This window comes from Mesorhizobium sp. LEGMi-168a (assembly GCF_058312955.1).
The window spans coordinates 60,001-85,455 of record NZ_JBZEGV010000012.1 but is presented as its reverse complement, the minus strand read 5'-3'; the positions used below and the strand labels follow the sequence as shown (position 1 = coordinate 85,455).

Here is a 25,455-nt window from a genome sequence, read left to right as displayed (position 1 = left end):
CCGTTCAAGCTGCTTTCGTCTTGGAGTCGTGCTTTCCCGCCACGGCCTTCTTGGCAGCGGTCTCGGCAATCTTGCGGTCGTGCCGTTTTGCCGCCGCTTCACATTTGGCGCGAATCTCCTCGACCTCGGATTCGGTCAGATGCTCGATGCCGATAAACTGACTGTGGCCGCGGCTGACGCGGATCAACTCGTCGAGCTTGGTCTGAATAGCGGCGCCATCCCGATTCTGCGTGTTCTGGATGAGGAACACCATCAGGAAGGTGACGATGGTGGTGCCGGTGTTGATGACCAACTGCCACGTATCCGAGAAACCGAAAAACGGACCGGTCACCACCCAGACCAGCACGATCAGCACGCAGATGGCGAAGGTCGGCGGCATGCCGGCCAGGTGAGCCACCCGACTGGCAACGCTGGTGAAAAGTTTCTCGATCATCGATCCCTCGACGAGCCGCCATCGCGCGGCATTTCGAGAGAAACAAGGCGCCAGCCTTTCCGGTTCCCGCCGATCGAATTTTCCGCTTGCACATGCTTGCAATCGAATACACGCGACAGGCGTAGGGTCGCGAAAAAACACCTTATTCGTTTGTTGCCATAGTGCTGGTGCAGGTCAAAAAGCCTGCTCCTTCCGCTTCACGGCGGTTTACCTCCAGCCCCTTCCGCTGCGCCACCCCCGCATGGCGGAAGGGGCACCGTCTCTTGAACTGGGTTTGCCTTTCCGTAGCAGTCTTTTCGACGGCTGCCTCAGGACGTTTCGTTTTCCCAGCGATCGAGGAAGGCCTCGATCGGCAACGACTGCATGTCCGGGACCGCCCTGGCGAGTTTCTCCGGCGCCCAGTCCCACCAGGCAAGGCCTTCGATGCGCGCCGCCGTGGCGGCGGCGAACCGCAGCCGCAGCGGTTTCGCCGGAACGCCGGCAACGATTGCGTAAGGCGGCACGTCATGCGTCACCACCGCATTGGCGCCGATGACGGCGCCGTTGCCGATCGTAACCCCTGGCATGACGACGGCGCCGTGGCCGATCCAGACATCGTGCCCGATGCTGACCTGCTTTGCCTGCCGCCGCTCGCGAAATGCCGCGTCGACGCCAAGCCAGCGGAAATACTCGTTCGGCCGGTAGCTGACCTTGTGCTGGGTCAACCGCTCGATCGGATGCTCGAGCGCGTTGATGCGGCTGTTGGCGGCAATCGAGCAGAACTTGCCGATCGTCGTATAGATCGCCTCCGAATGCCGCTCGAAATAGGAGAAGTCGCCGACCGTCACGTCGCGCAGGATCACCCGCTCGCCGATCGAGGCATAGCGGCCGAGCTTGCACCCCTTCAGCTCCGCCGTCGGATGGATGCGCGGCTCCGGATCTTTCAGCACGAGGTGTTCAGGGCGGTCCATGGCGCGGCTTTACGCCGGGCGCGACCGCCCCGCAAGCCATCGCCCTTGCAAGGGCGTGACCAATCCAGGTCGCGACTGTCCCCAATGCCTACTGCGGCTTGCCCTTCGTCCACACGATGTTCTGGCCATAGAGCGGCACGGTGGTGACCGACATCTTCGCCGAGCCGTTCTGCACCTGGCGCGAATGCGAGAGGTAGATCAGCGTCTCGTTCTTCTTGTCGTAGATGCGGTTCACCACCTGCTTCTTCCAGATCAGGCTGAGGCCCTGCTTGAACACCTCTTCGCCGCCCTCGCTCATGTCGATGTCGCCGATTGTGATCGGGCCTGTTTGGCGGCAGGAGATCGAGGAATCCGACGGATCCTCGAACCAATTGCCCTTGTGCAGCCGGTCGATGATGCTGCGATCGAAATAGGCGACATGGCAGGTGACGCCGTCGACTTTCGGATCCTTGATCGCGTCGACCATGATGTCGTTTCCGACCCAGTCGACGCCGACCTTGCCGACCTCGTCGGCAGCCGCGGTACCGGCGCTGAGCGCAAGACATGCGGCGAATAAGCCGATCATTTTTCGCAAGGAGGCCTCCTCGAGTTCGTTTTAGCCGATGTCAGGTGGGATAAGACCATGGCATTTGCAAGCCGCTCGACGACGGTGAGGCCACGAGGCTCCGGCCCCCGCTGACGGCCGGCGGGTCATGATGGTTGCGGCAACGCGACATCTTTGCGCACGCGCCGCCGAACCGTTAAGACTGTCGCCAAAACGTGGTTCGTGCCCAACCCGGCGCGCCACGACGATCGACGGATAGTTTCTGATGATGCGCTCAATTCTGGTCGGCATTCTCGTCCTGATGGCGGCGGGCATAGGCTGGCTCACCTTTGACTGGTACCGCGGCCACTATGGCGGCGAGCCCTATGGCGCTCCGTTCACGCTGATCGACCAGAAAAAAGCGCCGATCACCGAGGCTGCGTTCCGAGGTCATCCAAGCGTCGTCTTCTTCGGCTTCACCCATTGCCCGGAAGTCTGCCCGACCACGCTGTTCGAAATGGCCGGCTGGCTGAAGACGATGGGCGACAGCGGCAAGAACCTCAACGCCTACTTCGTCACGGTGGACCCTGAGCGCGACACGCCGGAGATCATCAATTCCTATGTCAGCAATTTCTCCGATCGCATCACCGGCATCACCGGCGATCCGGACAAGGTCCATGCCATGGCCAAAGCCTTCGGCATCTACTGGAAAAAGGTCGACACCGGCGACGGCGACTACACGATGGACCACACGGCCTCGGTGCTGCTGCTCAACGCCAAGGGCGAGTTTGCCGGCACCATCGCCTATGGCGAAAGCGCCGACACCGCCATTGCCAAGCTGAAGCGGCTGGCGGCGGGCGGCCAAGCATGATCCCGAACCGAAGGTCAGCGTAGCAAGAAGTGGGAACCGGTTCTCGGAAATGATCATGCTTGAACAAGAGTCGCCCTGATGGCGCAGACCAGGCTCCATTTCATCGCGACCAAGATCGAGGCCGACCGCATCTTCGCGGCGCTCGATGCCGCCTTCGAGGACGAAGGCCTGCCGCTTGCCGTACTGGAAGTCGACGAGGCCAACGACATCCACGAAGTCTCGCTCTATGCCGATGGCGACGTCGATGCAGTCGAAGCCCGGATCAACGACATCCTCGCTGGCCTCGCTTTGCCGAAGCCGGTCGAACGCGAAGCGCTCCCCGACATCGACTGGGTCGCGCGCTCGCTCGAAGGACTGAAGCCAGTCCGCGCCGGGCGTTTCTTCGTCCATGGCGCGCATGATCGCGGCAAGCGCCACAGCAGCGATCTCGCCATCGAGATCGAGGCGGGCCTTGCCTTCGGCACCGGCCATCACGGCACCACCGCCGGCTGCCTGGAAATGCTGGAACAGGTGGTGCTGCGCGAACGCCCGCGCAACGCGCTCGATCTCGGAACGGGAAGCGCGGTGCTGGCGATAGCGCTGGCGAAGCTCGCGCACATCCCTGTGCTGGCGACCGACATCGATCCGGTCGCAGTCCGCGTCGCCGCAGCCAATGCCCGCCTCAACCACGTGAAGGCGCTGGTCGAGGCGGTTACCGCACCTGGTTTCCACCACCCGATCTTCGCCAGGCGCGCGCCCTTCGACCTGATCGTCGCCAACATCCTGGCGCGGCCGCTGATGCGGCTGGCGCCGGAAATGGCCAAGCATATCAGGCTCGGCGGCTCGCTGGTGCTCTCCGGCATCCTCGACCGGCAGCGCGATGCGGTGATCTCGGCCTATGTCGGCCAGAGCTTCCGCCACGTCCGCACCTTGCATCGCGAAGGCTGGGTGACGATCCACCTCAAGCGCTGAGCCAGTCCAATCGTCTGGCCTTGCCGAAATCGATTCCGGTTTGGAAGGCCATGCGCTACGGTCGCGGCAAGCCATTCGAGGGAGATGCCACCATGTTCCAGACTTTTGATTCCGCCGGCGATCCGGCCGTCGGCAAGCCGCGCGTGGCGATGCTGCGCCAATGGCTGGCGGAGAACCGTCTGGACGGCTTCATGGTGCCGCGCGCGGACGAGCATCAGGGCGAATATGTCGCCGATCGCTCGGCGCGGCTGAAATGGCTGACCGGCTTTTCCGGCTCGGCAGGCGTCGCCATCATTCTGCGCGATCGCGCCTTCATCTTCGTCGACGGCCGCTACACGCTGCAGGTGCGCAATGAGGTCGACCTTTCGATCTTCACGATCGAAAGCCTCATCGACAATCCCCCGCCGTCCTGGATCAAGGACAATCTCGGCAAGGGCTCAAGGCTCGGTTTCGATCCCTGGCTGCACACGATTGGCGAGATCAAGGCGCTGAAAGCATCGGCCGAGCAGTCCGGCGCGACGCTGGTGCCGCTCGACAAGAACCCGGTCGACATCATCTGGAAGGATCAGCCCGAACCGCCGCGCGCGCCGGTGGAACTCCACCCGATCGCCTTTGCCGGCGAGCTTGCCAAGGACAAGCTGGCGCGGCTGGCGGGCGCCATCGAAAAGGACGGCGCGACCCATGCGGTGCTCACCGATCCCTCCTCGATCGCCTGGGCCTTCAACATCCGAGGCGGAGACGTGGCGCACACGCCGCTTGCGCTCGGCTTCGCCATCCTCGCCGCCGACGGCAAGCACCAGCTCTTCATGGACCAGCGCAAATTCTCGCGCCAGGTCGCCGCCTATCTCACCCAGCTTGCCGATCTGCACGATCCAGGCGCATTCGAAGCAGCGATCGCCGGGCTTGCCAAAGGCGGTGCAAAAATCGCGCTCGATCCGGTGCTGGCGGCGGAAAAGCTCAAGATGCTTGTCGAGGGCAATGGCGGCACGGTCGTTTCAGCTGCCGATCCAGCCCGCATCCCGCGCGCCACCAAGAACCAGGCCGAGGTCGCCGGCAGCCGCGCCGCGCATCGTCGCGACGGTGCAGCGGTCGCCAAGCTGCTCTGCTGGCTCGACCGGCAGAAGCCGGGCCTGCTCGACGAGATCGCCGTCGTGACCAGGCTCGAGGAGGTGCGCCGGCAGACCGGTGAGGAAACGCAGATGCCGCTGCGCGACGTCTCCTTCGACACCATTTCCGGCGCCGGCCCGAACGGCGCGATCATGCACTACCGCGTCTCGCGCGCCACCAGCCGCAAGCTTCAGAGCGGCGAGCTGTTCCTGCTCGATTCCGGCGGGCAATACCAGGACGGCACCACCGACATCACCCGCACCGTGCCGATCGGCCAGCCGACCGAGGAGATGCGTGAGCGCTTCACGCTGGTGCTGAAGGGCATGATCGGCATTTCGACGCTTCGTTTCCCCGCCGGCACGCGCGGCTCGGAGATCGACGCCATCGCCCGCATGGCGCTATGGCAGCATGGTTGCGACTTCGCCCACGGCACCGGCCATGGCGTCGGCTCCTACCTTGCCGTGCACGAAGGGCCGCAACGCATCGCCCGCACCGGCACCGAAAAACTGCTTGCCGGCATGATGCTTTCCAACGAGCCCGGCTACTACAAGGAAGGGTCTTACGGCATCCGCATCGAGAACTTGATCCTGGTCACGCCGGCCGAGCAGATCGAAGGCGGCGACATCGCCATGCATGGCTTCGAGACGCTGACGCTGGCGCCGATCGACAAGCGCCTCATCCGCACCGATCTTCTGACGCGTGACGAACTGCATTGGCTCGACCAATATCACGCGCGGGTTCTGGCTGAGATCGGCCCGATGGTGGACGGCGAGACGCTGGCCTGGCTGGAAAAAGCCACTGCGCCGCTGCCGCATGACGCCAAGATCTGATTCAGCTTGGGGTGTGGTGAGATTCGGATCAGGCCGAGCCGAGAATGGCGGTTTCCGAGAACCGGAGCGGAGCGTACTCTGAGTACGTGAGCACCGGAAGCGCAGGAAAACGTCATTCGCAGGCGGGCATCATCCGAATATCAGCGCACCCTACCCGACGAACTGGCGGGCAATAATCAGCACCGCGGCGCCGGCCAAAAACATCGCCATCAGGCCACCGCGCAGCGACACCAAAGCGGTGACGATCAGCGCTGCCCATTCGCCCGGTCCGGCGCCGAGCGCGGCCGGCGCCACCAGCGTCGTCAGCACAGCCGCCGGCACGGCGTTGAGGCCCGCCTCGACGCGCGGATGGATGTTGTCGAAGCGCGAGATGACGAGGTGGCCGCCGACGCGCGTCAGATAGGTGGCGACGGCGCCGGCAAGGATGATCCAGAAGGTCGTGCTCATGGCCGCTCCCCCACGCCGCTGTGGTGCGGCGGCAGGATGACGGCAAGCAGCACACCGGCGATGGCGCCGATGGAAACGTGCCAGGGCGATCCAACCGTCTTGTAAGCCACGATTGAAGCGGCAGCGCTCGCGGCGACCACCGGCAGCCACAGCGGCCGCTTGCGGAAACCGAGGACAAGGCCGAGGAAATAGATCGGCAGCAGGAAATCGATACCCAGCGCATGGGTGTCGGGGATCAGCTTGCCGAACACCGCGCCGAGCGCGCTTTCGGCCACCCAGAATGCGTAGACCGGCAGGCCGAGCCCGAGATACCAGATGAACCCGACGGATTGCCCGGAGGCAGCCCTCGCCTCGGCGACGGCGTATTGCGGATCGGTCAGGATGAAATAGCCGAGCGCCTGCTGCAGCACTGGCCAATGCGCGATGCGGCGGCCGATGCCGGCGGAATAGAGCACATGGCGGAAATTCACCGCGAAGATGGAGAGCACGATCAGCCACGGCGCGACATGCTGGCCGAACAATTCGATGCCGACCATCTGGCTGGCGCCGCCATAGATCATGGCGCTCATCAGAAAGGCTTCGACGACGGAAAAGCCGTTGTCGACGGCTAAAGCGCCGAACAGCACCGCGAACGGCGCCGAGGCGACGACCACCGGCATCGACAGCCGCACGCCGTCCCAGAAATCGCTCCTCGCGCGGCTTTCGGAGATTGCTTCCGCCGTCATTCAACTGCTCCCCTATGCATGTCGCCCAGAAGTGCACTCAGCGGTTCTGGGACAACGACATGCATCAAAACAAGGACTTAAAGCGCGTCGCCGAATCCGTTTCGTCGCGACGCGCTTTAGGCCGCCTGATGTAGGAAGCATCGGCTTGCTTGTCACACCAATTCGCTTGAGCCGACGATCAGCGGAACTGATCGCCGGGCCCTTCGGATGGCTCACACGGCCGTGCCCTGGATCGCCCTGCCCCAGTCGAGCATGGGCTTGGCGCGCAAGGTGAAATCGACGAGCTCGTCGACCAGCGCCGGGGTGTGTATTCCCGCGACATCGATCTCGTGCCGGACCACGAAATGCCGGTTGCGCACCGCTTGGGCGAGATCGGCTTCGCTGACATCCTCGAAGCCCCGCGGCGCGCGCTTCAGGCAGTCTTCAGGGTCGAGCTCCAGGCCAGCCCTCTTGAGCGACGAGACCATGCCACGGAACGACGCCGGCTTCGTGACGATCGCCTTGCGCATCGCCTGCAGCAGTTCCGGGGCCGGCTGCCACCAGGCGACGCCGGCAAAGCAGCGCTCCAGCCCGATATGCACGTAGAAGACGCCTTGCGACATCTTGGTGCCGTCCGGCGACAGGATGGCCGACAGATGCCGGTTGTAGGGCCGCTTGTCCTTTGAGAAGCGCACGTCGCGATTGATACGGAACAGCGACCTTTTGCGGTCGCCGCGCAAGCCGAGCTTTGCCGCCTCGAAGCGTTCGCTCAGCGTCTCGACGAGATCGCAGAACGGCTCGTGCAGGTCGCTCTGGTAAAGGTCGCGGTTTTCCTGGAACCACTCGCGATTCTGGTGGAAATCGAGCGCCTTCAGGAACGGGATGGCCTTTTGCCCAAAACCCTTGAACGCGCCGGCCATCAGCCGCCCCTGCCGATGCGCTGCAGCCAGGTATCCTCGTCGATCACCTCGATGCCGAGGTCGGTCGCGGTTTTGAGCTTTGAGCCGGCGCCAGGACCTGCGACCACCAGATCGGTCTTGGCAGAAACCGAGCCCGCGACCTTGGCGCCCAGACGCTCCGCCATCGCCTTGGCCTCGGAGCGCGTCATCTTTTCCAGCGTGCCGGTGAACACCACCGTCTTGCCGGAGACCTCGCTGCCGGCCGAGATCTCGACCACGTAGGGCTTCGGGTGAACTTGGGCCAGCAGCGCATCGAGCACATCGTCGTTGCGCTCATTGCCGAAGAAGTCACGCAGCGCGCCGATCACCGTATCGCCGATGCCGTTGATCGACGGGAACACGGTGTGCGGATCCTCCGCCTTTGCCGTCTCCTTGCCGATGCGGATCAGTTCCTCGATCGTCGAGAACTGTCGGGCAAGCACGGCTGCCGTCGTCTCGCCGATATGGCGGATGCCGAGGGCGAAAATGAAGCGGTCCAGCTCCGGCTCGCGGCGCGCGTCGATGGCCGCAAACAGCTTGTCCAGCCCTTCGTAATTGCGCTCCTCGACGCTGCGCACATTCTTGCGCGTCTTGCCCGATGCCTCTTCACGCAGCCGCGCCTGCTCTTCGCGCCGCTCGGCCAGCGCCTTGGTGACGGCGGGCCGCCGGTCCTTGAGCGTGAAGATGTCGGCGGCGGTCTTGATCAGCCCTGCATTGAAGAAAAGGTCGATGTTTTCGGCACCGAGGCCCTCGATATCGAGCGCGCCGCGCGACACGAAGTGGCGCAGCCCTTCCACCGCCTGCGCCGGGCAGATCAGCTCGCCGGTGCAGCGGCGGCGCGAATCCTCCTTGCCGGTCTTCTCGTTGATCTCGCGCGTCGCCGGCGAACCGCAGACCGGACAGGTGTGCGGGAATTCGTAAGGCACGGCATCGGCCGGACGCTTGTCGATGACGACGCTGACGATCTGCGGAATGACGTCCCCTGCCCGCTGGATGACGACCGTGTCGCCGATGCGGACATCGATGCCGTCGCGGATCGGCTGGCCGTTGCTGTCGAAGCCTTTGATGTAGTCCTCGTTGTGCAGCGTGACGTTCTCGACCACCACGCCGCCGACCGTCACCGGCGCCAGCCGCGCCACCGGCGCCAGCGTGCCGGTGCGGCCGACCTGGATATCGATCCTCTCGACCGTCGTCATCGCCTGCTCGGCCGGGAATTTGTGCGCGACCGCCCAGCGCGGCTCGCCGGTGACAAACCCCCAGCGGCGTTGCAACTCGAGCTGGTCGACCTTGTAGACGACGCCGTCGATGTCATAACCAAGCGAGGAGCGCCGTTCCTCGATCTGGTGATACTGCGCAATGAGTTCCGCGATCGACTTCGCTCGCACCATCAGTGGGCTGACCTTGAAACCCCATTCCGCGAATTTCTGCACCGAATCATACTGTGTCGGCGCCGGATCCGCCGTCGTATAACCCCAGGCATAGGCGAAGAATTTGAGGTTGCGGCTGGCGGTGACCGCCGGGTCCTTCTGGCGCAGCGATCCGGCCGCCGTGTTGCGTGGATTGACATAGTCCTGCCCGCCGACAGCCGCCGAGCGCTGCTTCAGCGCCTCGAATTCGGCATAGGTCATGTAGACCTCGCCGCGGATTTCGATGACCTCCGGCCAGCCCGAGCCCTTCAGCGTCTTCGGGATATCGGCGATCGTCTTGAGATTGGCGGTGATGTCCTCGCCGACGGCGCCGTCACCGCGTGTAGCACCCTGCACGAACACGCCGTTTTCATAGCGCAGCGAAGCCGAAAGGCCGTCGATCTTCGGCTCGGCGGTGAAGGCGATGTCGAGATCCTTGTCGCGGTCGAAGAAGCGCCGCCCGCGCTCGATGAAATCGGCGACATCCTGGTCGGTATAGGCCTTGGCGAGGCTGAGCATCGGCACGGCATGGCGCACCTTGGCAAAGCCTTCCGCAGGCGGCGCGCCGACCCGTCGCGACGGCGAATCCTCGCGCACGAGATCGGGAAAGCGCTCTTCAATGGCAAGGTTGCGCCGTGCCAGCGCGTCATACTCGGCGTCCGAGATCGTCGGCGCATCCTCTGTATGGTAGCGCCGGTCGTGCTCGGCGATCTCAGCCGCCAGCCGCTTCAACTCCTCCGCGGCCTCGCTTTCGCTCAGCGATTCGATTGGTTTTTCCGACATGAAGCGCGGTCCTCGAATTATGGCGGGCCACTATAAATCAGGATTCGGCATGGGGGAGTCGGCTCGCGCAAAAATCATTGCTGAACAGCAAGATGCAGCCATCTGCTGACTCATCCTCCGAGCGGGAGGGATCAGGCTCTAAGCGGCGGCCGTGTTCTCGCGTAGCAACCGCTCTGCCGCGGCGCGCGCTTCATCGGTGATGGTGGCGCCGGCCAGCATGCGCGCGATCTCTTCCTGGCGCGCCGCGCGGTCCATCTCGGCAATGCCGGTGGCGACGCGGTCCTTGCCGCCGGACTTCGAGATCAGGAAATGCGTGGCGGCGCGCGCCGCCACTTGCGGCGCGTGGGTGACCGAAAGCACCTGCACCCGCTTCGACAGTCTCGCCAACCGCTGGCCGATGGCGTCGGCCACCGCGCCGCCGACGCCGGTGTCGATTTCGTCGAAGACCAGGGTCGGCGCCGAGCCGCGATCGGCCAGCGCCACCTTCAGCGCCAGGAGGAAGCGCGACAGCTCGCCACCGGAGGCAACCTTCATCATCGGCCCGGGCCGCGTGCCCGGATTGGTGCGCACCCAGAATTCGACCTGGTCGATGCCCTCTTCCGTGCGGCTTTCGGCATCGCTCACCATCTCGACGATGAACTCCGCCCTCTCGAGCTTGAGCGCCGGCAATTCGGCCATCACCGCCTTGGTGAGTCCGGTTGCCGCCGCGTGGCGCAGTGAAGACAGCTGCGCCGCGGAAATGTCATAGGCCTCGCGCGCGGCGGCAGCCTGTTTCTCCAGTCCGTGCAGCCGCTCCTCGCCGGCATCGAGATCGGCAAGGTCGGCCGCCATCGTGTCGCGCAGCTGCGCCAGGTCGTCGACGGCGACATTGTGCTTGCGCGAGGCCGCGCGCAGCGAGAACAGCCGCTCCTCCGCTTTTTCGAGGCGCTGCGGATCATATTCGGTGGCGCGAAGCGCAAATTCCACGCCGGACTGCGCTGCGTCGAGCGAGATCATCGCTTCGTCCAGCGACTTCACGACGTCGTCGAGCAGTCCCGGAACTTCACCCGACTTGCGCTGCAGGCGCCGCAGCAGGCTGGCGAGCTGCGGCAAGGGTGAGGACGGTCCCGACAGCACGTCCTGCGCGTCGTGGATCTCGGACGCGATCTTTTCGGCGCGCATCATTTGGGCGCGCAATTCGGCGAGCTCGGTCTCCTCGCCCGGCTGCGGATCGAGCTTCGCCAGCTCCGCGACGGAGGCGCGCAGATAGTCGGCCTCGCGCGCCGCCGCCTCGACCTTGGCGCGGTGCCGGGAAAGCTCCTGCTCGCAACCGCGCCAATAGCGCCAGGCCTCGCCTGTGCCGCGCACGGCGCCGAAATGGCCGCCGAAACTGTCCAGCAATTCGCGGTGCGCGCCAGGATCGACGAGCGCGCGCTCGTCATGCTGGCCATGGATTTCGACCAGAGCGCGGCCGACATCGCGCATCAGGGTGACGCTTGACGGCTGATCGTTGACGAAGACGCGCGTGCGGCCGTCGGCCGTTTGCACCCGGCGCAGGATGATGTCGCCGTCGTCCTCGATGTCGTTGTCGGCGAGCAGCGCGCGCGCCGGATGGTTGCGCGACACGTCGAACACGGCGATGACCTGGCCCTGCGCCGCGCCATGGCGGACGAGCGAGGCGTCGCCGCGCGCGCCGAGCGCCAGCGACAACGCGTCGAGCAGGATGGATTTGCCGGCGCCGGTCTCGCCCGTCAGCACCGAAAGTCCAGGCAGGAAATCGATGTCCAGCTTCTCGATCAGGACGATATCGCGGATCGACAGTCTGGACAGCATCAGGAGTGTCAGGCGCCGGTGATCAGCTTCCCGGCCTTGGAAATCCACGATCCGGCATTTTCACGCGGCTGAAGCCCGTTGCTCTGCAGGAGCTTGTAGGAATCCTTGTACCACTGGCTGTCCGGATAGTTGGTGCCGAGCACCGCCGCGGCCGTCTGCGCTTCCGAGGTCAGCCCCATCGCGTAGTAGCTCTCGGTCAGGCGCGCCAGCGCCTCCTCGACATGGCGCGTGTTGGAATAGTTCTCGACCACGGTGCGGAAGCGCTTGACGGCGGCGATATACTCGCGGCGTTCGAGATAATAGCGACCGATCTGCATCTCCTTGCCGGCGAGCTGGTCGGTGGCAAAGCGGATCTTGTCCTTGGCGTCGTCGACATATTCGGAGTTCGGCCAGCGGGTCACCAGGTCGTTCATGGTCTGCACGGTCTGGCGCGCTTCCTTCTGGTCCTGGGTGACGTCCTTGATCTGCCGGTAGTAGCTCAAGCCGATGATGTACTGGGCATAAGCCGCATCGTCGGTCGACGGGTAGAGTGTCAGGTAGCGCTTCGCGGAACCGATCGCCTCGTCGTAGTTGCCGGCTCGATAGTCGGCGAAGGCGCCCATCACCATCGATTTGCGGGCGAATTCCGAATAGGGATGCTGGCGGTCGACGGCGTCGAACTTCTTGCTCGCCTCATCGAGGCGGCCGGCATTCATATTGGCCAGGCCCTGGTTGTAAAGAACGTCGGCCGGCTCGGTCTGGTCGACATAAGTCGCCAGGTTGACATCCTTCTCGGACGACATGCAGGCCGACAGCACGAGCGCGGGAGCAACCACCGACAGCGCCAGCAGGGTGGCCCGACGCGGCACTACCGATTGACCAACTCGCGAAAAAAACATGTTTGGATTCCGCCCTTTCGGCGTCGTTTCGGTCCGGGCCGCAGCCATAAACCATTATCCCCTTGCCCGGCAACGCTATGTCCGGCCAATCGCACATTTTTGTGGCGGTTTGGCGTCGTGCTCACACCTGCATAATTTCAGGGGCTTGTGATGCACTTGTGCAACACAAGCTTCGCTACAAAGCCAGAAAATCGTTAAGAATCAGATCACCCAGGGCGCGTAGACCGGCCCGCTGACGGCGATCATTTCGGCAACCCTGCCGCGCTCGCGGCGCCGCGTCTCGACGATCTCGAACGCGGTGCGGTCGGACAGCAGCCGGCGGAGCGCCGCCGCATTCATCCGGTGACCGCCGCGATAGGAGCGGAAACAGCCGATGAAGCGCGCGCCGGCAAGCGCCAGATCGCCCATGGCGTCGAGCGTCTTGTGGCGGGCGAATTCGTTGGGATAGCGCAGCCCGCCGACATTGATGACACGGTTGTCGTCGCCGATGACCAGCGAGTTCTCCAGCGACGAACCAAGCGCATAGCCGGCGGCCCACAGCCGCTCGACGTCCTTCATGAAGCCGAAAGTGCGGGCCCGCGCGATGTCGCGGCGGAAGATGTCGGGGTTGATGTCGGAGGCAAAGAGCTGGCGGCCGATGGCCGGGCTTTCGAAATCGATCTCGACCTCGAACCGCGTGCCGTCATAGGGACGGAATTCGGCCCACGAGGCGCCGGCTTCTATGCGGACCGGCTTGACCACGCGAATATAGCGGCGCTTGACCGCAAGCGTCTCGATGCCGGCCTGGTCGAAGGCCTCGACGAAGGCAACCGCGCTGCCGTCGAGAATGGGAACTTCCGAACCGTCGATCTCGATGACAAGGTTGTCGATACCAAGTCCGAACACCGTCGCCATCAAATGCTCGACGGTTCCGATGTGCTCGCCTGCCGGGTCGCCGAGCATGGTGCAAAGATCGGTGGCGCCGACCTCGGAGACCAGCGCGCGGAACTCGCGGCCCTCGCGGCCGTTCGAAAGATGAAACACGATGCCGGTATCGGCGTCGGCCGGCAGGAAATGAACGGTGACGGGCCTGCCACTGTGCACGCCCGTGCCGGTTAACGTCGCGCGCGTTTTAACTGTCGTCTGATAGTCGTGCAAGACAAACCCCATAAGCCCTAACTGCCTGCGTCCGCCTTGTCAGCCTCTTGAGCATTTTCAGCCAGATGGGTCACCTGGCGTCCGCGAAAATGCGGCAAATGAACAAGGCATGGCGGCTCTGAAATGATCGGCAGGCAGGGCCAACTCCCCGAATCCCGGCAAACCGACTTTAGTCCGTCGGGAAGATAATGGCCCGTCCGGGAGACTCCAAATCACGGTTTCTTTCCCTGTGTAACCGCGACATCGAATGAGAAAGATCGCGTAACGCTTTGTTCTAAAATAGTTTTTAACGACAACAGGCAGACGATTCCTCGTCTGCCAGTTAACAACTGTTATATATCGTTAGTGCATGTCGGCCAAAAGTGCGCAGCGGCTTCGGCAGAACGACATGCATCAAATCAAGGCGTAAAGCGCGCCGCGTGACGCGGCGCGCTTTATCGATCAGTTGGCCTGGCGGCGCAGGAACGCCGGAATCTCCAGCTGGTCGTCTTCCTGCACCGTGCGGCTCTGCGGCGTCAGGCGCCCCTGGTCGTCGAGCTGGCCGCGGCGCGGCGCGTAGAGCTGCGGGTCCTGGCTGGCGAGGCGGCGCATTTCCGGTGCGGCCTGGCGCAGTTTCGGCTCGCGCGGCTGCGCCGGCTGCAGCCGGGCCGGCTCTTCCTCGCGGCGGGTCAGGCCGTTCGTCAGCCGCTTGATCAGCCCCATCGGACCGCTGTTCTCATGATCCGCGGGACGGGTCTTGGCTTCCACTTCTGCCCTCACGACCGGCGGAAAGTCCTCCACGCGCGGCATGCGCTGCGGCGCCGCCGCCATCGGCTGCGGCATCTCGCGCTGCGGCGCGGGCTGCGCAACCTGCTGCACCACCGGCTGCGGCTGCGGCTGCGCTGGCGGAGCTTGGAAGATCTTGCTCTGCGGGCGGAAGTCGTCGACCGGCGCCGGGCGCGGCTGCGCCATCGCGGCGGCGTTCGCCTCGGCAAGCTGGATCGCTTCGGCGACCGGATCGACGGCGCGGGGCTCGTAAGCCTGCTGCTGAACCGGTGCGGGACGGATTTCCTGAACAGGCGCCGCCGGACGGGCGACCGGCTTCTGCGGCGCGCGGATCGAGATCGGCGCCGCGGCGATTTCGGCCGCCGACTTGTCGATGCCGGTGGCGACCACCGAAACGCGGATAACGCCTTCCAGCTCCTCGTCGAAGGTGGCGCCGAGGATGATGTTGGCGTCCTGGTCGACCTCCTCGCGGATGCGGGTCGCGGCTTCGTCAACCTCGAACAGGGTAAGGTCGCGGCCGCCGGTGATCGAGATCAGCAGGCCCTTGGCGCCCTTCATCGAGGTCTCGTCGAGCAGCGGGTTGGCGATCGCGGCTTCCGCCGCGGCCATTGCGCGGCCCTCGCCCGAAGCTTCGCCGGTGCCCATCATCGCCTTGCCCATTTCGCGCATCACCGAGCGGACGTCGGCGAAGTCGAGATTGATCAGGCCTTCCTTGACCATCAGGTCGGTGATGCAGGCGACGCCCGAATAGAGCACCTGGTCGGCCATGGCGAAGGCGTCGGCGAAGGTGGTCTTGTCATTGGCCAGCCGGAACAGGTTCTGGTTGGGGATGACGATGAGCGTATCGACGCATTTCTGCAGCTCCTCGATGCCCATGTCGGCCGTCTTCATGCGGCGCTGGCCTTCGAAATGGAACGGCTTGGTGACGACGCCGACGGTGAGAATACCCTTCTCGCGCGCCGCGCGGGCAACGACCGGAGCAGCGCCCGTGCCGGTGCCGCCGCCCATGCCGGCGGTGACGAAGCACATATGCGTGTTGGAGAGGTGATCGATGATCTCGTCGATGCATTCTTCCGCCGCCGCGCGGCCGACTTCCGGCTGCGAGCCGGCGCCGAGGCCTTCGGTGACATGCGCGCCGAGTTGGATTAGCCGCTCGGCCTTCGACATGGTCAGCGCCTGCGCGTCGGTGTTGGCCACCACGAACTCGACGCCGCGCAAACCGGCTGTGATCATGTTGTTGACGGCATTGCCGCCGCCGCCGCCGACACCGAAAACGGTGATGCGTGGCTTCAGCTCGGTGATGTCCGGCTTTTGCAGATTGATGGTCATTGTCTCCGTCCTTTTGCCTTTCCCGCCGCCTCGCCGCTGCGGCCGCCTATGGGGCTGTCCCCGTCAAATTAAAAACTGTCTCTCAACCACTGACTCATGCGATGCAGTTTTCCGCCCGTTCCGGTCATCCTGAAACCGGAAATTCCTTTCGCCGATTGGCTCTCGAAACTCGCCATCTGCGGATAGATCAGAAGTCCGACCGGGGTCGAAAACGCCGGCCCCTTTGCCGCTTCCGGCAGGCCCGCCACGCCCAGCGGCCGGCCGATGCGCACATTGCGTCCGAGGATGCGGCGCGCCGCCTCCGGCAGGCCGGCCAACTGGCTGGCGCCGCCGGTGAGAACGACGCGCTTGCCGACGGCATTGCCGTAGCCGGACTTGTTCAGCCGGTCGCGCAACAGCTCCAGCGTCTCGTCGATGCGCGCGCGGATGATGCGCGTCATCACCGAGCGCGGAATCTGCAACGGCAACTCGCCTTCCTCGCCGATCGGCTGGATGGAGACCAGGTCGCGATCGTCGGCGCTGCCTGGCAGCGCCGAGCCATGCATCACCTTCAGGCGTTCGGCGGCATCGAGCGAGGTCGACAGGCCCTTGGCCATGTCGAGCGTCACATGGTTGCCGCCGATGGCGATGGCGTCGCCATGGACGAACTTGCCTTCCGAGAACACCGAGATCGTCGTCGTACCGCCGCCCATGTCGATGCAGGCGGCGCCCATTTCGAGCTCGTCGTCGACCAGAGCCGCAAGGCCGCTGGCGTAGGGCGTCGCCACCATGCGCTCCACCGACAAATGCGAGCGGTTGATGCAGAGCTCCAGATTGCGCATCGGCGCGGCGTCACCGGTCAGCACATGCATGTCGACGCCGAGCGCGTCGCCGACCATGCCGCGCGGATCGCGCATGCCGCGTTCGGCATCGAGCGAGAAGCCGACGGGAAGCGAATGGACCACCTCCCGCTCGGCCCGCAGCGCCTGCTTGGCGCCGGCGGCGAGCACGCGCTTGATGTCGGCTTCCTCGACCTGGTGGCCGCCGAGATTGATGGTTGCCGAGAAGGCTTCGCTCTTCAGCCGGCCGGCCGTCATGTTGACGATGAGGGAATCGACAGTGAGCCCGGCCATGCGCTCGGCCGCGTCGACAGCCAGGCGAATGGCATGCTCGGCGCGGTCGAGATCGACCACGACACCGGACTTCACGCCTTGCGATTTCTGATGGCCGATGCCGATCACCTGGATGCGGTGCGAGCGCCCGCGCAGGAGCTTGCCGTCGTCGCGCGGCTTTAGCTTCGCCACCACGCAGCAAACCTTGCTCGAGCCGACATCGAGCACCGTAAGCGTGCCCGACCGGCGCGAAGATGCATCACCGCTGCCGCCAAGCCAGCTCATATCTTCGTCCCCGGCTTGCGCTTCGTCAGGCTCTTCGGCTTTTCGCTGAGCGCGGCTTCGCGCTGTGTCGCGGCCTCGGGCGATAGCTCCACCACCAGCCGATCGGTGAGCCGCATGTCGACGGCGGCGATGTCGCGCGTCAAAAGCCCATTGTCATGGTCGAGCTTGACGAGTTCGGCGATCGCCTGATCCTCGTCATCCTCCGGCAGCTTCACCGTGATGCCGTTCTCGAGCCTCAGATCCCAGCGCCGCTCGCCGACACGGATATAGCCTTTGACCCGCGCCGCCAGCTCGGGATAGCGCTTGATCTTCTCCAGGAAGTCCGGCGCTTTGGCCGGCGCGCCAGTGCCGATGATCAGCGGCAGCAAAGCTTGCTTGCCGCCCGAGAACGGCGCGATCACCTCGCCCGACCGCTCGATCACCGAAAGCGAGTTGCCCTGCTGCCAAAGCGCGAAGGGCTCGCGCTCCTCGACGCGCACCTCCAGCGTATGCGGGTAGATCTTGCGCACCGCCGCAACCTCGACCCAGGGCAGCGTCGCGATGCGCTCGCGCGCGGCCTCGGCGTCGAAGCCGATCAGCGAAGTCCAGCCGTCGAGGCCGAGCCGGTCCAGTATGTCGATCTCTGAAGTCTGGCGGTTGCCGACGACCTTGATCTGGTCGACCGCAAACCCGGTTCGGGCGGTCACGCCTTGCACGATGCTGTCGCTATAACCGCCGAGATAGGCGCCATAGGCGCCGAATGAAGCCAACAACGCAGCCGAGAGGATCGCGGCGGAAAAGCGCGGCGCCTCATACTCGCCACTGCAGAGACGGGCAAGCACACGCACCGGCCGGCGAAGCTGGCGCGGTAAAACGAAATGGTCGAACGACAGCGACACACCAATCAGCGCGGGCCCAGCCCCGCCGCCTTTGCCCTGTCCCCACCTCAACGCAGACACGAAGCGTCCTCCACCATCCAACTCAACAAATCGCCGAACGAGTGTCCCGCTTGCGCGGCGATTTCAGGCACCAGAGACGTCGGCGTCATGCCCGGCTGAGTGTTGATCTCCAGCCAGACAACCTCGCCGTTCTCGGAGTGACGGTCGTCGTAACGGAAGTCCGACCGGGAGACGCCCCGGCAACCGATAGCAAGATGAGCCTTGAGGGCCAGTGTCTGTATTTTTTGGTAAATATTCGGTGAAATTTTTGCAGGGGTTTCGTGTTTTGATCCGCCAGGCACGTACTTTGAATCGTAGTCGTAGAAGGAATGCCCGGTCGGAATGATCTCGCAGACGCCGAGCGCCACATCGCCCATCACCGCGCAGGTCAATTCGCGCCCATGGATGTAACGCTCGACCATGACGATCTCGCCATACCGCCACTCGGACGAGCCGATCACCTGCGGCGGATGCGACTGCCCCTCATGCACGATGACGACGCCGAAGCTCGAGCCCTCGTTGACCGGCTTCACCACGTAGGGCGGCTTCATCGGATGCTTGTTCTGGACGGCGAAGCGGTTGACTACCTTCGATTCCGCGACCGGAATGCTCGACGCCTTGGCGACCTTCTTGGCCTGCTCCTTGTTCATGGCCAGCGCCGAAGCGAGCACACCCGAATGGGTGTAGGGAATTCCGAGATATTCGAGAATTCCCTGGATGGTGCCATCCTCGCCGAACGGGCCGTGCAGCGCATTGAAGGCGACATCGGGCTTGAGCTCGGCAAGCACAGACCCGACATCGCGCGAAACATCGACCCGAGTGACCTGATAGCCTTCATTCTCGAGCGCATCCGCACATGCCTTCCCCGAGGACAGAGACACGGGCCGCTCCGAGGAGAATCCCCCCAGAAGAACAGCCACATGCTTCTTCTTCATCCCGTCATCCCCTCTCACGCCGGGCCCGCAACCGATATTTCCGCACGCAACATTGCCGCATAGTGAGTCCAAGTCTTCCGGCAGGTTGCCCCCCAGACGGAAAACGCGGGTAACGCGTCAAACGACTCAAATCAGGAAACGCTTTAGGGCAGAGAATCAGAGAGTTGATTCCCTGGCAAGTGCCTATGATTCCGAGAGATTCACTTTCCGCGAAAACAGGTCAGAAAAGCGTGTCATTGAGTCTTTGCGGCAACGGTCGGCGGCCGTGCCTACCCCGGAAGTTCAAGCACTACTTGAACATCTTGATGAGCTACAGAAGCTGTCCCAGGAACTCCTGCACCTCATGACCCGGCCGGAAGTTGCCCAGTCGCTGGATTTCCCAGTGCAGCCGGATGCCCGAATTCTCGAGCACCCGCGCCCGCACCGTCTCGCCGAGATATTCGAGGTCGTAGCCGGTCGCGGTGCCGGTGTTGATCATGAAGTTGCAATGCATCGGCGACATCTGCGCGCCGCCGATCATCAGCCCGCGGCAGCCGGCCTTGTCGATCTCCTTCCAGGCCGAGGTGCCTTCGGGATTCTTGAAGGTCGAGCCGCCGGTCTTCTCGCGGATCGGCTGCACCGTCTCGCGATGGTTCTGCACGGCGTCCATCGCCGCCTTGATCGCCGCCTTGTCTTCCGGAACGCCTTCGAAGGTGGCCGAGGTGAAGATCAGTCCGCCGGGCGCCGACGAATGGCGGTAGGCATAGCCCATATCGGCGTTGCTCAGCGTATGGACATTGCCTGTGCGGTCGAGCGCCCGCACCTCGACCACGCGCTCGCGCGTCTCGACGCCATTGGCGCCCGCGTTCATCCGCAGCGCTCCGCCGACGGCGCCCGGAATCCCATGGTAAAAATGGAACCCGCCGATGCCGGCCTCATAAGCGACCGCTGCGACACGCTTGTCCGGCGTTGCCGCGCCCGCCTTGATCGTGGTCGGCCCGGTGGCTTCGGCTTCGCCAAAGCCCTTGGCCGAAAGCCTCACCACGAAACCGGAAATGCCGCCGTCGCGCACCAGAAGGTTCGAGCCGACGCCGACCACGGTGATCGGGATTTCCTCCGGCACGCCGCGCAGGAAAGCCGCGAGGTCCTCCTCGTCGGCCGGCTGGAACAGCGCCTCCGCCAGGCCGCCGGCCCGGAACCAGGTGATCTTGTCCATCTCGGCATTGGGCGTGATGCGGCCGCGCAGGCCGGCAAGCTTGCCACCGAGTTTGTCGATCAGAGCCTGGCCGCGCATCATGAGGGTGTTCCCCCAAGTTCCTTGGGCAGCGAATAGGCCCATTGCGTGATGTTGCCGGCGCCAAGGAAGATGACGAAGTCACCGGGCTTGGCAAGCGCGCGAATGGCCGGGGCGACCGCCGCCGGGCCTTCGATATAGCGCGCGTCGCGGTGACCGCCGGCGCGGATGCGCGACACAAGGGCATCCGAAGTTACGCCCTCGATCGGCTCCTCGCCGGCCGCATAGACCGGCGCCACCATCACCGTGTCGGCGTCATTGAAGCAGACGGAAAACTCATTGAACAGATCGTGCAGCCGGGTGAAGCGGTGCGGCTGCGCGATCGCAATCACACGGCCCTTGGTTGCCCCGCGCGCGGCCTTGAGCACCGCCGCGATCTCGACCGGATGGTGGCCATAGTCGTCGAACACCTCGACCCCATTCCAGGAGCCGGTGTGGGTGAAGCGCCGCTTGACGCCGGCAAAAGACGACAGGCCCTTCTTGATCGCTTCATCCGAAAGGCCGAGCTCGTGCGCGACCGCGATCGCCGCCGTCGCGTTGGAGACGTTGTGCCGTCCCGGCATCGGCAGCCGCAGGTTCTTGATCGTCGTCGAGCCGCGCCCCTTGCGGTCGCGGATCACCACGTCGAACTCCGATACAGCCCCGTCCATGCGATGATTGGTGAAGCGCACGTCGGCCTGCGCGTTTTCGCCATAGGTGATGACGCGCCGGTCCTCGATGCGGCCGACCAGCGCCTGCACCTCGGGATGGTCGGTACACATCACGCCGAAGCCGTAGAACGGCACGTTCTCGACGAACTGACGGAAGGCTTCGCGCACCTTGTCGAAGCTGCCATAGTGGTCGAGGTGCTCGGGATCGATGTTGGTGACGACGGCGATATCGGCCGGCAGCTTGAGGAAGGTGCCGTCGCTCTCGTCGGCCTCGACCACCATCCACTCGCCGTCGCCCATGCGCGCATTGGTGCCATAGGCATTGATGATGCCGCCATTGATGACGGTCGGATCCAGCCCACCGGCTTCGAGCAAGGTCGCCACCATCGAAGTGGTCGTCGTCTTGCCGTGCGTGCCGCCGATGGCGACCGCCTGGCGGAAGCGCATCAGTTCGGCGAGCATTTCGGCGCGCCGCACGATCGGCAGTAGTTTCTCCCGCGCGGCCTTGAGTTCGGGGTTGGACTTCTTGATCGCCGTCGATACAACCACGACCTCGGCGTCGCCGATATTCTCGGCTTTGTGGCCGACGAAACACTCGATGCCCTTATCGCGCAGCCGCTGCACATTGGCGCCGTCCGCCTGGTCCGAGCCCTGCACCTTGTAGCCGAGATTGTGCAGCACTTCGGCAATGCCGCTCATGCCGATGCCGCCGATGCCGATGAAATGCACGAGGCCGATCGTCTGCGGCATCTTCATGGGCGCGTCCTCCTGTAGTCCGAAACCGTTTTGCCGGACGCAATAGCCTCTGTCAGATCGGCGAGCAACCGCGCAGCGTCCGGTTTTCCGGCCGAACGGGCGGCCGCGGCCATCGCCGTCAGCCTGTCGGGGTTGCCCATCAGCCCGCCAACGAGCGCAGCGATGCCCTCGGGCGAAAGCGTGGATTGTGGATGCACCTCGGCCCCGCCGGTGGCGGCAAGTGCTGCGGCGTTGGCCGCCTGGTCATGGTCGAGCGCGTGCGGATAAGGCACCAGCAGCGCCGGGCGGCCGATGACGGCGATCTCCGATACGGTCGAGGCGCCGGAGCGCGACATCACCAGATGCGCCGCCGCCATGCGAGCCGCCATGTCGGTGAAGAAGGGCGAGACCTGGGCATCGACGCCAAGATTGGCATAGGCGGCCTTGACCCGCGCCACGTCTTCCGCGCGCGCCTGCTGCGTGATCGCCAGCCTTTTGCGCTGCGCTTCGGGCAGACGCGCGATCGCCGCCGGCACGGCGTCGGAGAAGAACTGCGCGCCCTGGCTGCCGCCGAACACCAGGAAGCGGAACGGCTCGCCGTCGCTCGGCGCTGTGTAGGGCGTCTTTGTCGCCTCGAGTATCTGCGGCCTGACCGGATTGCCGGTGGTCACCGTCTTGGCCCCGGCAGCGCTTTCACCCTCCGCCAGGAAGCCGCCCGCAATGGCATCGACGCGGCTGGCAAGCGCCTTGTTGGCGCGGCCCATCACGGCGTTCTGCTCATGGATCAGCGTCGGCACCTTGCGCCGGGTTGCCGCATAGAGCGGCGGCAGCGTCGGATAACCGCCGAAGCCGACGACGACCTCCGGCTTGATCTTGGCGATGACGCGCCCGGCCCTGCGAACGCCTTGCCAGATCGTCCAGAAGGCCGAAAGCATGGCGATCGGATTCTTCGAGCCCAGCGTGGCCGAAGGGATCGAGTGAATGTCGGCGGCGGGAAAGTGGCCGGAGTAGCGCTCGGCGCGGCGGTCGGTGGCAAGATGCACCTCCCAGCCGCGCTCGATCAGCTCATGCGCGAGCGCCTCGGCCGGGAACAGATGTCCGCCCGTTCCGCCGGCCGCAAGCAGGATGACACCTCTCGACATCCCGCCTCATTCCGCCGGAAGGGTGCGCTGCGAGAAGGCATAGCCTATCTGCTTGCGCTTTTCGGGATGCCTGCGCGTCAGCGCCAGCACCATGCCCATCGAGATGGCGATAGCGATCTGCGAGGAGCCGCCATAGGAGATGAAGGGCAGCGTCATGCCCTTGGCCGGCATCAGCTGCAGGTTCACGCACATGTTGATGGCCGACTGCAGGCCGAAAATGGTGACGAGCCCGCCGACGGAGTAACGCGTGAAATCGTCGTGCTCCTTCAGCGCGATGCTCAATCCGCGCAGCACGATGAAGGCGAAGATCGACATGATGAAGAAGCACATGATCAGCCCGAACTCCTCGCCCGCGACCGAGAACACGAAGTCGGCATGGCTGTCCGGGATGACCCGCTTCACCGTCCCCTCGCCCGGGCCGACACCGAACCAGCCGCCATTGATCAGCGCCTCACGGCCCATGTCGACCTGGAAGGTGTCGCCTTCGCCGGTGAGGAACTTGTCGATGCGGGCGGCGACATGCGGAAACACCGTATAGGCCGCGAACACGCCGCCAATGCCGGCAGCGCCCAGCGCGACGATCCAGAGCCACGGCAGGCCGGCCATGAAAAACATCACGCCCCAGGTGCCCAGCACCAGCATCGTCTGGCCGAGGTCGGGCTGCGCCACAAGCAGCGAGATCACCAGAGCGAGCAGCAGCATGGCGAAGAGATTGCCGGGAATGTCGGGCTGGCGCTTGTGCTCGGCGAAAAGCCAGGCGCAGATGATGACGAAGGCCGGCTTCAGGAACTCGGACGGCTGGATGGAGAGGCCGGCGAGCGACACCCAGCGCCGCGCGCCCTTCACTTCGACGCCGATGTAGAGCACCACCACCATCAGCACCAGCATGATGCAGAGCATCACCAGCGACATGCGCCTTATTTGCCGGGCCTCCAGGAAAGAAACCGCCAGCATCACGATGAGAGCCGGGATGGTGAAGATGATTTGCCGCGTGGCGAAATGGAAGCTGCTGAGGCCGATCCTCTCGGCGACCGCTGGGCTTGCCGCGAAGGACAGAACGATGCCCAGCCCCATCAGCGACAGGAATGCCGCCAGGAACCAGCGATCGATCGTCCACCACCAGGTTGCGACCGGACTTTTGTCGAGACGGCTTTGCATCAACGTGGCCCTCCGATGGATTTCACCCCATCAATAGCAGTCGCAGCTTGCCTGAAGGCTTCGCCGCGAACCTCGAAATTCTTGAACTGGTCGAAACTGGCGCAGGCCGGCGAAAGCAGCACCACCGCCTCTCCGCTGGTATCGCTCGCGGCGTCATGGGCGGCATGATCGACCGCGGCAGCCAGCGTTCCGGATATCTCGTAAGGCACGGCCTCGCCGAGCGTGGCGGAAAAGGCGGGCGCCGCCTCGCCGATCAGATAGGCCTTGGCGATGCGCGGGAAGAAGCCGCGCAGCGGCTCGATGCCGCCTTCCTTGGGAAGCCCGCCGGCGATCCAGTAGATGCGGTTGAAACTCGACAGCGCCGGTGCTGCAGCATCGGCATTGGTCGCTTTGGAATCGTTTACGAACAGCACATGGTCCTTGCGGCCGACCTGCTCCATGCGGTGCGCCAGCCCCGGGAAGCTCTCGAGCCCCGCCTGGATCTCGCCTAGCTCCAACCCGACTCTCAGGCAGGCGGCAACGGCGGCCAGCGCATTCTGCGCATTGTGCTGGCCGCGCAGTGAGCCGATGCCTTCCAGGAAGGCGACGCGGCTGTAGCGCCCGTGCACGGCTTCCATCAAATTAGTGCCGTCGGCGAAATAACCATCGGTCAGCGGCAGGCGCTTGGAAATGCGGATGACCTGGCGGCCGGCCCGCTCCAGCCGGTCGGCGATCTGGGCGCACCAGGAATCGTCGACGCCGATGATAGCGGTGTCGCTGCCGGCGACCAGCCTTTCCTTGATCGAGGCGTAATGCGCCATCGTGCCGTGCCGGTCGAGATGGTCGGGCGTCAGGTTGAGCAGGATGCCTGCGGTCGGGTTGATTGAGGGCGCGAGATCGATCTGATAGGAGGAGCACTCCACCACATAGTGCCGCCCGGGCTCGGGCGGATCGAGCGTCATGACGGCGCGGCCGATATTGCCGCCCATCTGCGTGTCGCGTCCCGCGGACTTCAGGATATGCGCCGCCAGCGCCGTCGTCGTCGACTTGCCGTTGGTGCCGGTGATCGCGATGAAGGGCGCGCTCGGCGCCAGCCGGATCCGTTCGCGGCAGAACAGCTCGACGTCGCCGATCACCTCGACGCCGGCGCCGCGCGCCAGCTCCACCGCCCAATGCGGCTTCGGATGCGTGAGCGGCACGCCTGGCGACAGGACGAAGGCCGCGAAGCGCGACCAGTCGGCGGCGCGCAGGTCGCCGGTCGCGATCCCCGCCGCGGCCGCCTTGGCGACGCTGTCCGGATTGTCGTCCCAGGCGAGGATCTCGGCGCCGCCGGCGATCAGCGCATGCGCGGTCGCGATCCCCGAGCCGCCGAGCCCGAAGAGCGAAACGCGTTTGCCAGCGAAGGAAGCGGCGGGAACCAAGCGGT

22 protein-coding genes are annotated in these 25,455 nt (G+C 64.7%); 3 read left to right on the top strand and 19 right to left on the bottom strand.

The genetic code is table 11. From position 1 onward, the window contains the following. Positions 1–4: 4 nt before the first annotated feature. The 3 genes from AC4FWB_RS17480 to AC4FWB_RS17470 form a co-directional block, all read right to left on the bottom strand. Complete coding sequence (locus AC4FWB_RS17480) at positions 5–433, bottom strand: low affinity iron permease family protein (RefSeq protein ID WP_491027520.1); 429 nt, start codon at positions 431–433, stop codon at positions 5–7. A gap of 308 nt (positions 434–741) precedes the next feature. After that, on the bottom strand, positions 742–1,383 hold the full coding sequence (locus AC4FWB_RS17475) for a DapH/DapD/GlmU-related protein (RefSeq protein WP_491027519.1): 642 nt from the start codon (positions 1,381–1,383) through the stop codon (positions 742–744). Between the two features lie 88 nt (positions 1,384–1,471). Continuing rightward, entirely contained in the window at positions 1,472–1,948 is a 477-nt protein-coding gene (locus AC4FWB_RS17470) for a CreA family protein (protein ID WP_491027517.1), read from the bottom strand. Positions 1,949–2,192: 244 nt separating this feature from the next. On the opposite strand from AC4FWB_RS17470, the gene AC4FWB_RS17465 reads away from it, so the two are divergent. From AC4FWB_RS17465 to AC4FWB_RS17455, 3 genes are all read left to right on the top strand, one after another. Then, complete coding sequence (locus tag AC4FWB_RS17465; protein WP_491027515.1) at positions 2,193–2,777, top strand: SCO family protein; 585 nt, start codon at positions 2,193–2,195, stop codon at positions 2,775–2,777. Positions 2,778–2,855: 78 nt separating this feature from the next. Then, a complete protein-coding gene (locus tag AC4FWB_RS17460; protein WP_491027513.1) occupies positions 2,856–3,728 on the top strand; it encodes a 50S ribosomal protein L11 methyltransferase in 873 nt (290 codons plus the stop codon). Positions 3,729–3,820: 92 nt separating this feature from the next. Further along, complete coding sequence (locus AC4FWB_RS17455) at positions 3,821–5,665, top strand: aminopeptidase P family protein (protein ID WP_491027512.1); 1,845 nt, start codon at positions 3,821–3,823, stop codon at positions 5,663–5,665. A gap of 150 nt (positions 5,666–5,815) precedes the next feature. On the opposite strand, the gene AC4FWB_RS17450 is transcribed toward AC4FWB_RS17455, so the two are convergent. The 16 genes from AC4FWB_RS17450 to murD all read right to left on the bottom strand — a co-directional run bounded on the left by AC4FWB_RS17450 (position 5,816) and on the right by murD (position 25,450). After that, entirely contained in the window at positions 5,816–6,112 is a 297-nt protein-coding gene (locus tag AC4FWB_RS17450) for an AzlD family protein (protein ID WP_491027511.1), read from the bottom strand. Beyond that, positions 6,109–6,837 carry an AzlC family ABC transporter permease gene (locus AC4FWB_RS17445; protein ID WP_491027510.1) on the bottom strand — a complete coding sequence of 243 codons (729 nt, stop codon included), beginning with the start codon at positions 6,835–6,837 and terminating at the stop codon, positions 6,109–6,111. Before AC4FWB_RS17445 ends, AC4FWB_RS17450 begins: the two co-directional genes overlap by 4 nt. Before the next feature lie 212 nt (positions 6,838–7,049). After that, positions 7,050–7,736, bottom strand: coding sequence for a DUF2461 domain-containing protein (locus AC4FWB_RS17440; RefSeq protein ID WP_491027509.1), 687 nt, complete (start codon positions 7,734–7,736; stop codon positions 7,050–7,052). Further along, on the bottom strand, positions 7,736–9,943 hold the full coding sequence (gene ligA, locus AC4FWB_RS17435; RefSeq protein ID WP_491027508.1) for an NAD-dependent DNA ligase LigA: 2,208 nt from the start codon (positions 9,941–9,943) through the stop codon (positions 7,736–7,738). The genes AC4FWB_RS17440 and ligA overlap by 1 nt, the downstream gene beginning before the upstream one ends. Positions 9,944–10,081: 138 nt before the next feature. Continuing rightward, positions 10,082–11,755: a DNA repair protein RecN gene (gene recN / locus AC4FWB_RS17430; protein ID WP_491027507.1), complete on the bottom strand. Its 1,674-nt coding sequence runs from the start codon at positions 11,753–11,755 to the stop codon at positions 10,082–10,084. A gap of 8 nt (positions 11,756–11,763) precedes the next feature. Beyond that, positions 11,764–12,633 (bottom strand): outer membrane protein assembly factor BamD, encoded by an 870-nt coding sequence (locus AC4FWB_RS17425; RefSeq protein ID WP_491027506.1) that lies wholly within the window; start codon positions 12,631–12,633, stop codon positions 11,764–11,766. 201 nt (positions 12,634–12,834) lie between these two features. Further along, complete coding sequence (gene lpxC, locus AC4FWB_RS17420) at positions 12,835–13,782, bottom strand: UDP-3-O-acyl-N-acetylglucosamine deacetylase (protein ID WP_491027505.1); 948 nt, start codon at positions 13,780–13,782, stop codon at positions 12,835–12,837. A gap of 429 nt (positions 13,783–14,211) precedes the next feature. Then, on the bottom strand, positions 14,212–15,864 hold the full coding sequence (ftsZ, locus tag AC4FWB_RS17415) for a cell division protein FtsZ (protein ID WP_491027503.1): 1,653 nt from the start codon (positions 15,862–15,864) through the stop codon (positions 14,212–14,214). Between the two features lie 68 nt (positions 15,865–15,932). Then, positions 15,933–17,240, bottom strand: coding sequence for a cell division protein FtsA (gene ftsA / locus AC4FWB_RS17410; RefSeq protein WP_491027501.1), 1,308 nt, complete (start codon positions 17,238–17,240; stop codon positions 15,933–15,935). Then, on the bottom strand, positions 17,237–18,178 hold the full coding sequence (locus AC4FWB_RS17405; RefSeq protein WP_491027500.1) for a cell division protein FtsQ/DivIB: 942 nt from the start codon (positions 18,176–18,178) through the stop codon (positions 17,237–17,239). Before AC4FWB_RS17405 ends, ftsA begins: the two co-directional genes overlap by 4 nt. Next, the gene (locus AC4FWB_RS17400) at positions 18,166–19,092 is read right to left on the bottom strand and encodes a D-alanine--D-alanine ligase (RefSeq protein ID WP_491027499.1); all 927 of its coding nucleotides are present in this window, start codon (positions 19,090–19,092) and stop codon (positions 18,166–18,168) included. Before AC4FWB_RS17400 ends, AC4FWB_RS17405 begins: the two co-directional genes overlap by 13 nt. 310 nt (positions 19,093–19,402) lie before the next feature. After that, a complete protein-coding gene (murB, locus tag AC4FWB_RS17395) occupies positions 19,403–20,368 on the bottom strand; it encodes a UDP-N-acetylmuramate dehydrogenase (protein WP_491027498.1) in 966 nt (321 codons plus the stop codon). Further along, a complete protein-coding gene (gene murC / locus AC4FWB_RS17390) occupies positions 20,365–21,771 on the bottom strand; it encodes a UDP-N-acetylmuramate--L-alanine ligase (RefSeq protein ID WP_491027497.1) in 1,407 nt (468 codons plus the stop codon). Before murC ends, murB begins: the two co-directional genes overlap by 4 nt. Further along, positions 21,768–22,892, bottom strand: coding sequence for an undecaprenyldiphospho-muramoylpentapeptide beta-N-acetylglucosaminyltransferase (gene murG, locus AC4FWB_RS17385; protein ID WP_491027496.1), 1,125 nt, complete (start codon positions 22,890–22,892; stop codon positions 21,768–21,770). Before murG ends, murC begins: the two co-directional genes overlap by 4 nt. Positions 22,893–22,898: 6 nt before the next feature. Further along, positions 22,899–24,050, bottom strand: a complete 1,152-nt coding sequence (gene ftsW / locus AC4FWB_RS17380) for a putative lipid II flippase FtsW (RefSeq protein WP_491027495.1) — start codon at positions 24,048–24,050, stop codon at positions 22,899–22,901. Continuing rightward, positions 24,050–25,450, bottom strand: a complete 1,401-nt coding sequence (murD, locus tag AC4FWB_RS17375; RefSeq protein WP_491027494.1) for a UDP-N-acetylmuramoyl-L-alanine--D-glutamate ligase — start codon at positions 25,448–25,450, stop codon at positions 24,050–24,052. Before murD ends, ftsW begins: the two co-directional genes overlap by 1 nt. Positions 25,451–25,455: the final 5 nt, after the last annotated feature.

What these genes read in the sequence shown, in the direction of transcription:
- murB (WP_491027498.1), bottom strand. Translation starts at nt 20,368, where the DNA reads ATGATGCGCGGCCAGGCTCTGATCGACAAACTCGGTGGCAAGCTTGCC.
- AC4FWB_RS17440 (WP_491027509.1), bottom strand. Translation starts at nt 7,736, where the DNA reads ATGGCCGGCGCGTTCAAGGGTTTTGGGCAAAAGGCCATCCCGTTCCTG.
- AC4FWB_RS17400 (WP_491027499.1), bottom strand. Translation starts at nt 19,092, where the DNA reads ATGAAGAAGAAGCATGTGGCTGTTCTTCTGGGGGGATTCTCCTCGGAG.
- AC4FWB_RS17470 (WP_491027517.1), bottom strand. Translation starts at nt 1,948, where the DNA reads ATGATCGGCTTATTCGCCGCATGTCTTGCGCTCAGCGCCGGTACCGCG.
- recN (WP_491027507.1), bottom strand. Translation starts at nt 11,755, where the DNA reads ATGCTGTCCAGACTGTCGATCCGCGATATCGTCCTGATCGAGAAGCTG.
- ligA (WP_491027508.1), bottom strand. Translation starts at nt 9,943, where the DNA reads ATGTCGGAAAAACCAATCGAATCGCTGAGCGAAAGCGAGGCCGCGGAG.
- AC4FWB_RS17460 (WP_491027513.1), top strand. Translation starts at nt 2,856, where the DNA reads ATGGCGCAGACCAGGCTCCATTTCATCGCGACCAAGATCGAGGCCGAC.
- AC4FWB_RS17465 (WP_491027515.1), top strand. Translation starts at nt 2,193, where the DNA reads ATGATGCGCTCAATTCTGGTCGGCATTCTCGTCCTGATGGCGGCGGGC.
- AC4FWB_RS17445 (WP_491027510.1), bottom strand. Translation starts at nt 6,837, where the DNA reads ATGACGGCGGAAGCAATCTCCGAAAGCCGCGCGAGGAGCGATTTCTGG.
- lpxC (WP_491027505.1), bottom strand. Translation starts at nt 13,782, where the DNA reads ATGGGGTTTGTCTTGCACGACTATCAGACGACAGTTAAAACGCGCGCG.
- ftsA (WP_491027501.1), bottom strand. Translation starts at nt 17,240, where the DNA reads ATGAGCTGGCTTGGCGGCAGCGGTGATGCATCTTCGCGCCGGTCGGGC.
- murC (WP_491027497.1), bottom strand. Translation starts at nt 21,771, where the DNA reads ATGAAGATGCCGCAGACGATCGGCCTCGTGCATTTCATCGGCATCGGC.
- AC4FWB_RS17450 (WP_491027511.1), bottom strand. Translation starts at nt 6,112, where the DNA reads ATGAGCACGACCTTCTGGATCATCCTTGCCGGCGCCGTCGCCACCTAT.
- ftsW (WP_491027495.1), bottom strand. Translation starts at nt 24,050, where the DNA reads ATGCAAAGCCGTCTCGACAAAAGTCCGGTCGCAACCTGGTGGTGGACG.
- ftsZ (WP_491027503.1), bottom strand. Translation starts at nt 15,864, where the DNA reads ATGACCATCAATCTGCAAAAGCCGGACATCACCGAGCTGAAGCCACGC.
- AC4FWB_RS17425 (WP_491027506.1), bottom strand. Translation starts at nt 12,633, where the DNA reads ATGTTTTTTTCGCGAGTTGGTCAATCGGTAGTGCCGCGTCGGGCCACC.
- murG (WP_491027496.1), bottom strand. Translation starts at nt 22,892, where the DNA reads ATGTCGAGAGGTGTCATCCTGCTTGCGGCCGGCGGAACGGGCGGACAT.
- AC4FWB_RS17475 (WP_491027519.1), bottom strand. Translation starts at nt 1,383, where the DNA reads ATGGACCGCCCTGAACACCTCGTGCTGAAAGATCCGGAGCCGCGCATC.
- AC4FWB_RS17480 (WP_491027520.1), bottom strand. Translation starts at nt 433, where the DNA reads ATGATCGAGAAACTTTTCACCAGCGTTGCCAGTCGGGTGGCTCACCTG.
- AC4FWB_RS17455 (WP_491027512.1), top strand. Translation starts at nt 3,821, where the DNA reads ATGTTCCAGACTTTTGATTCCGCCGGCGATCCGGCCGTCGGCAAGCCG.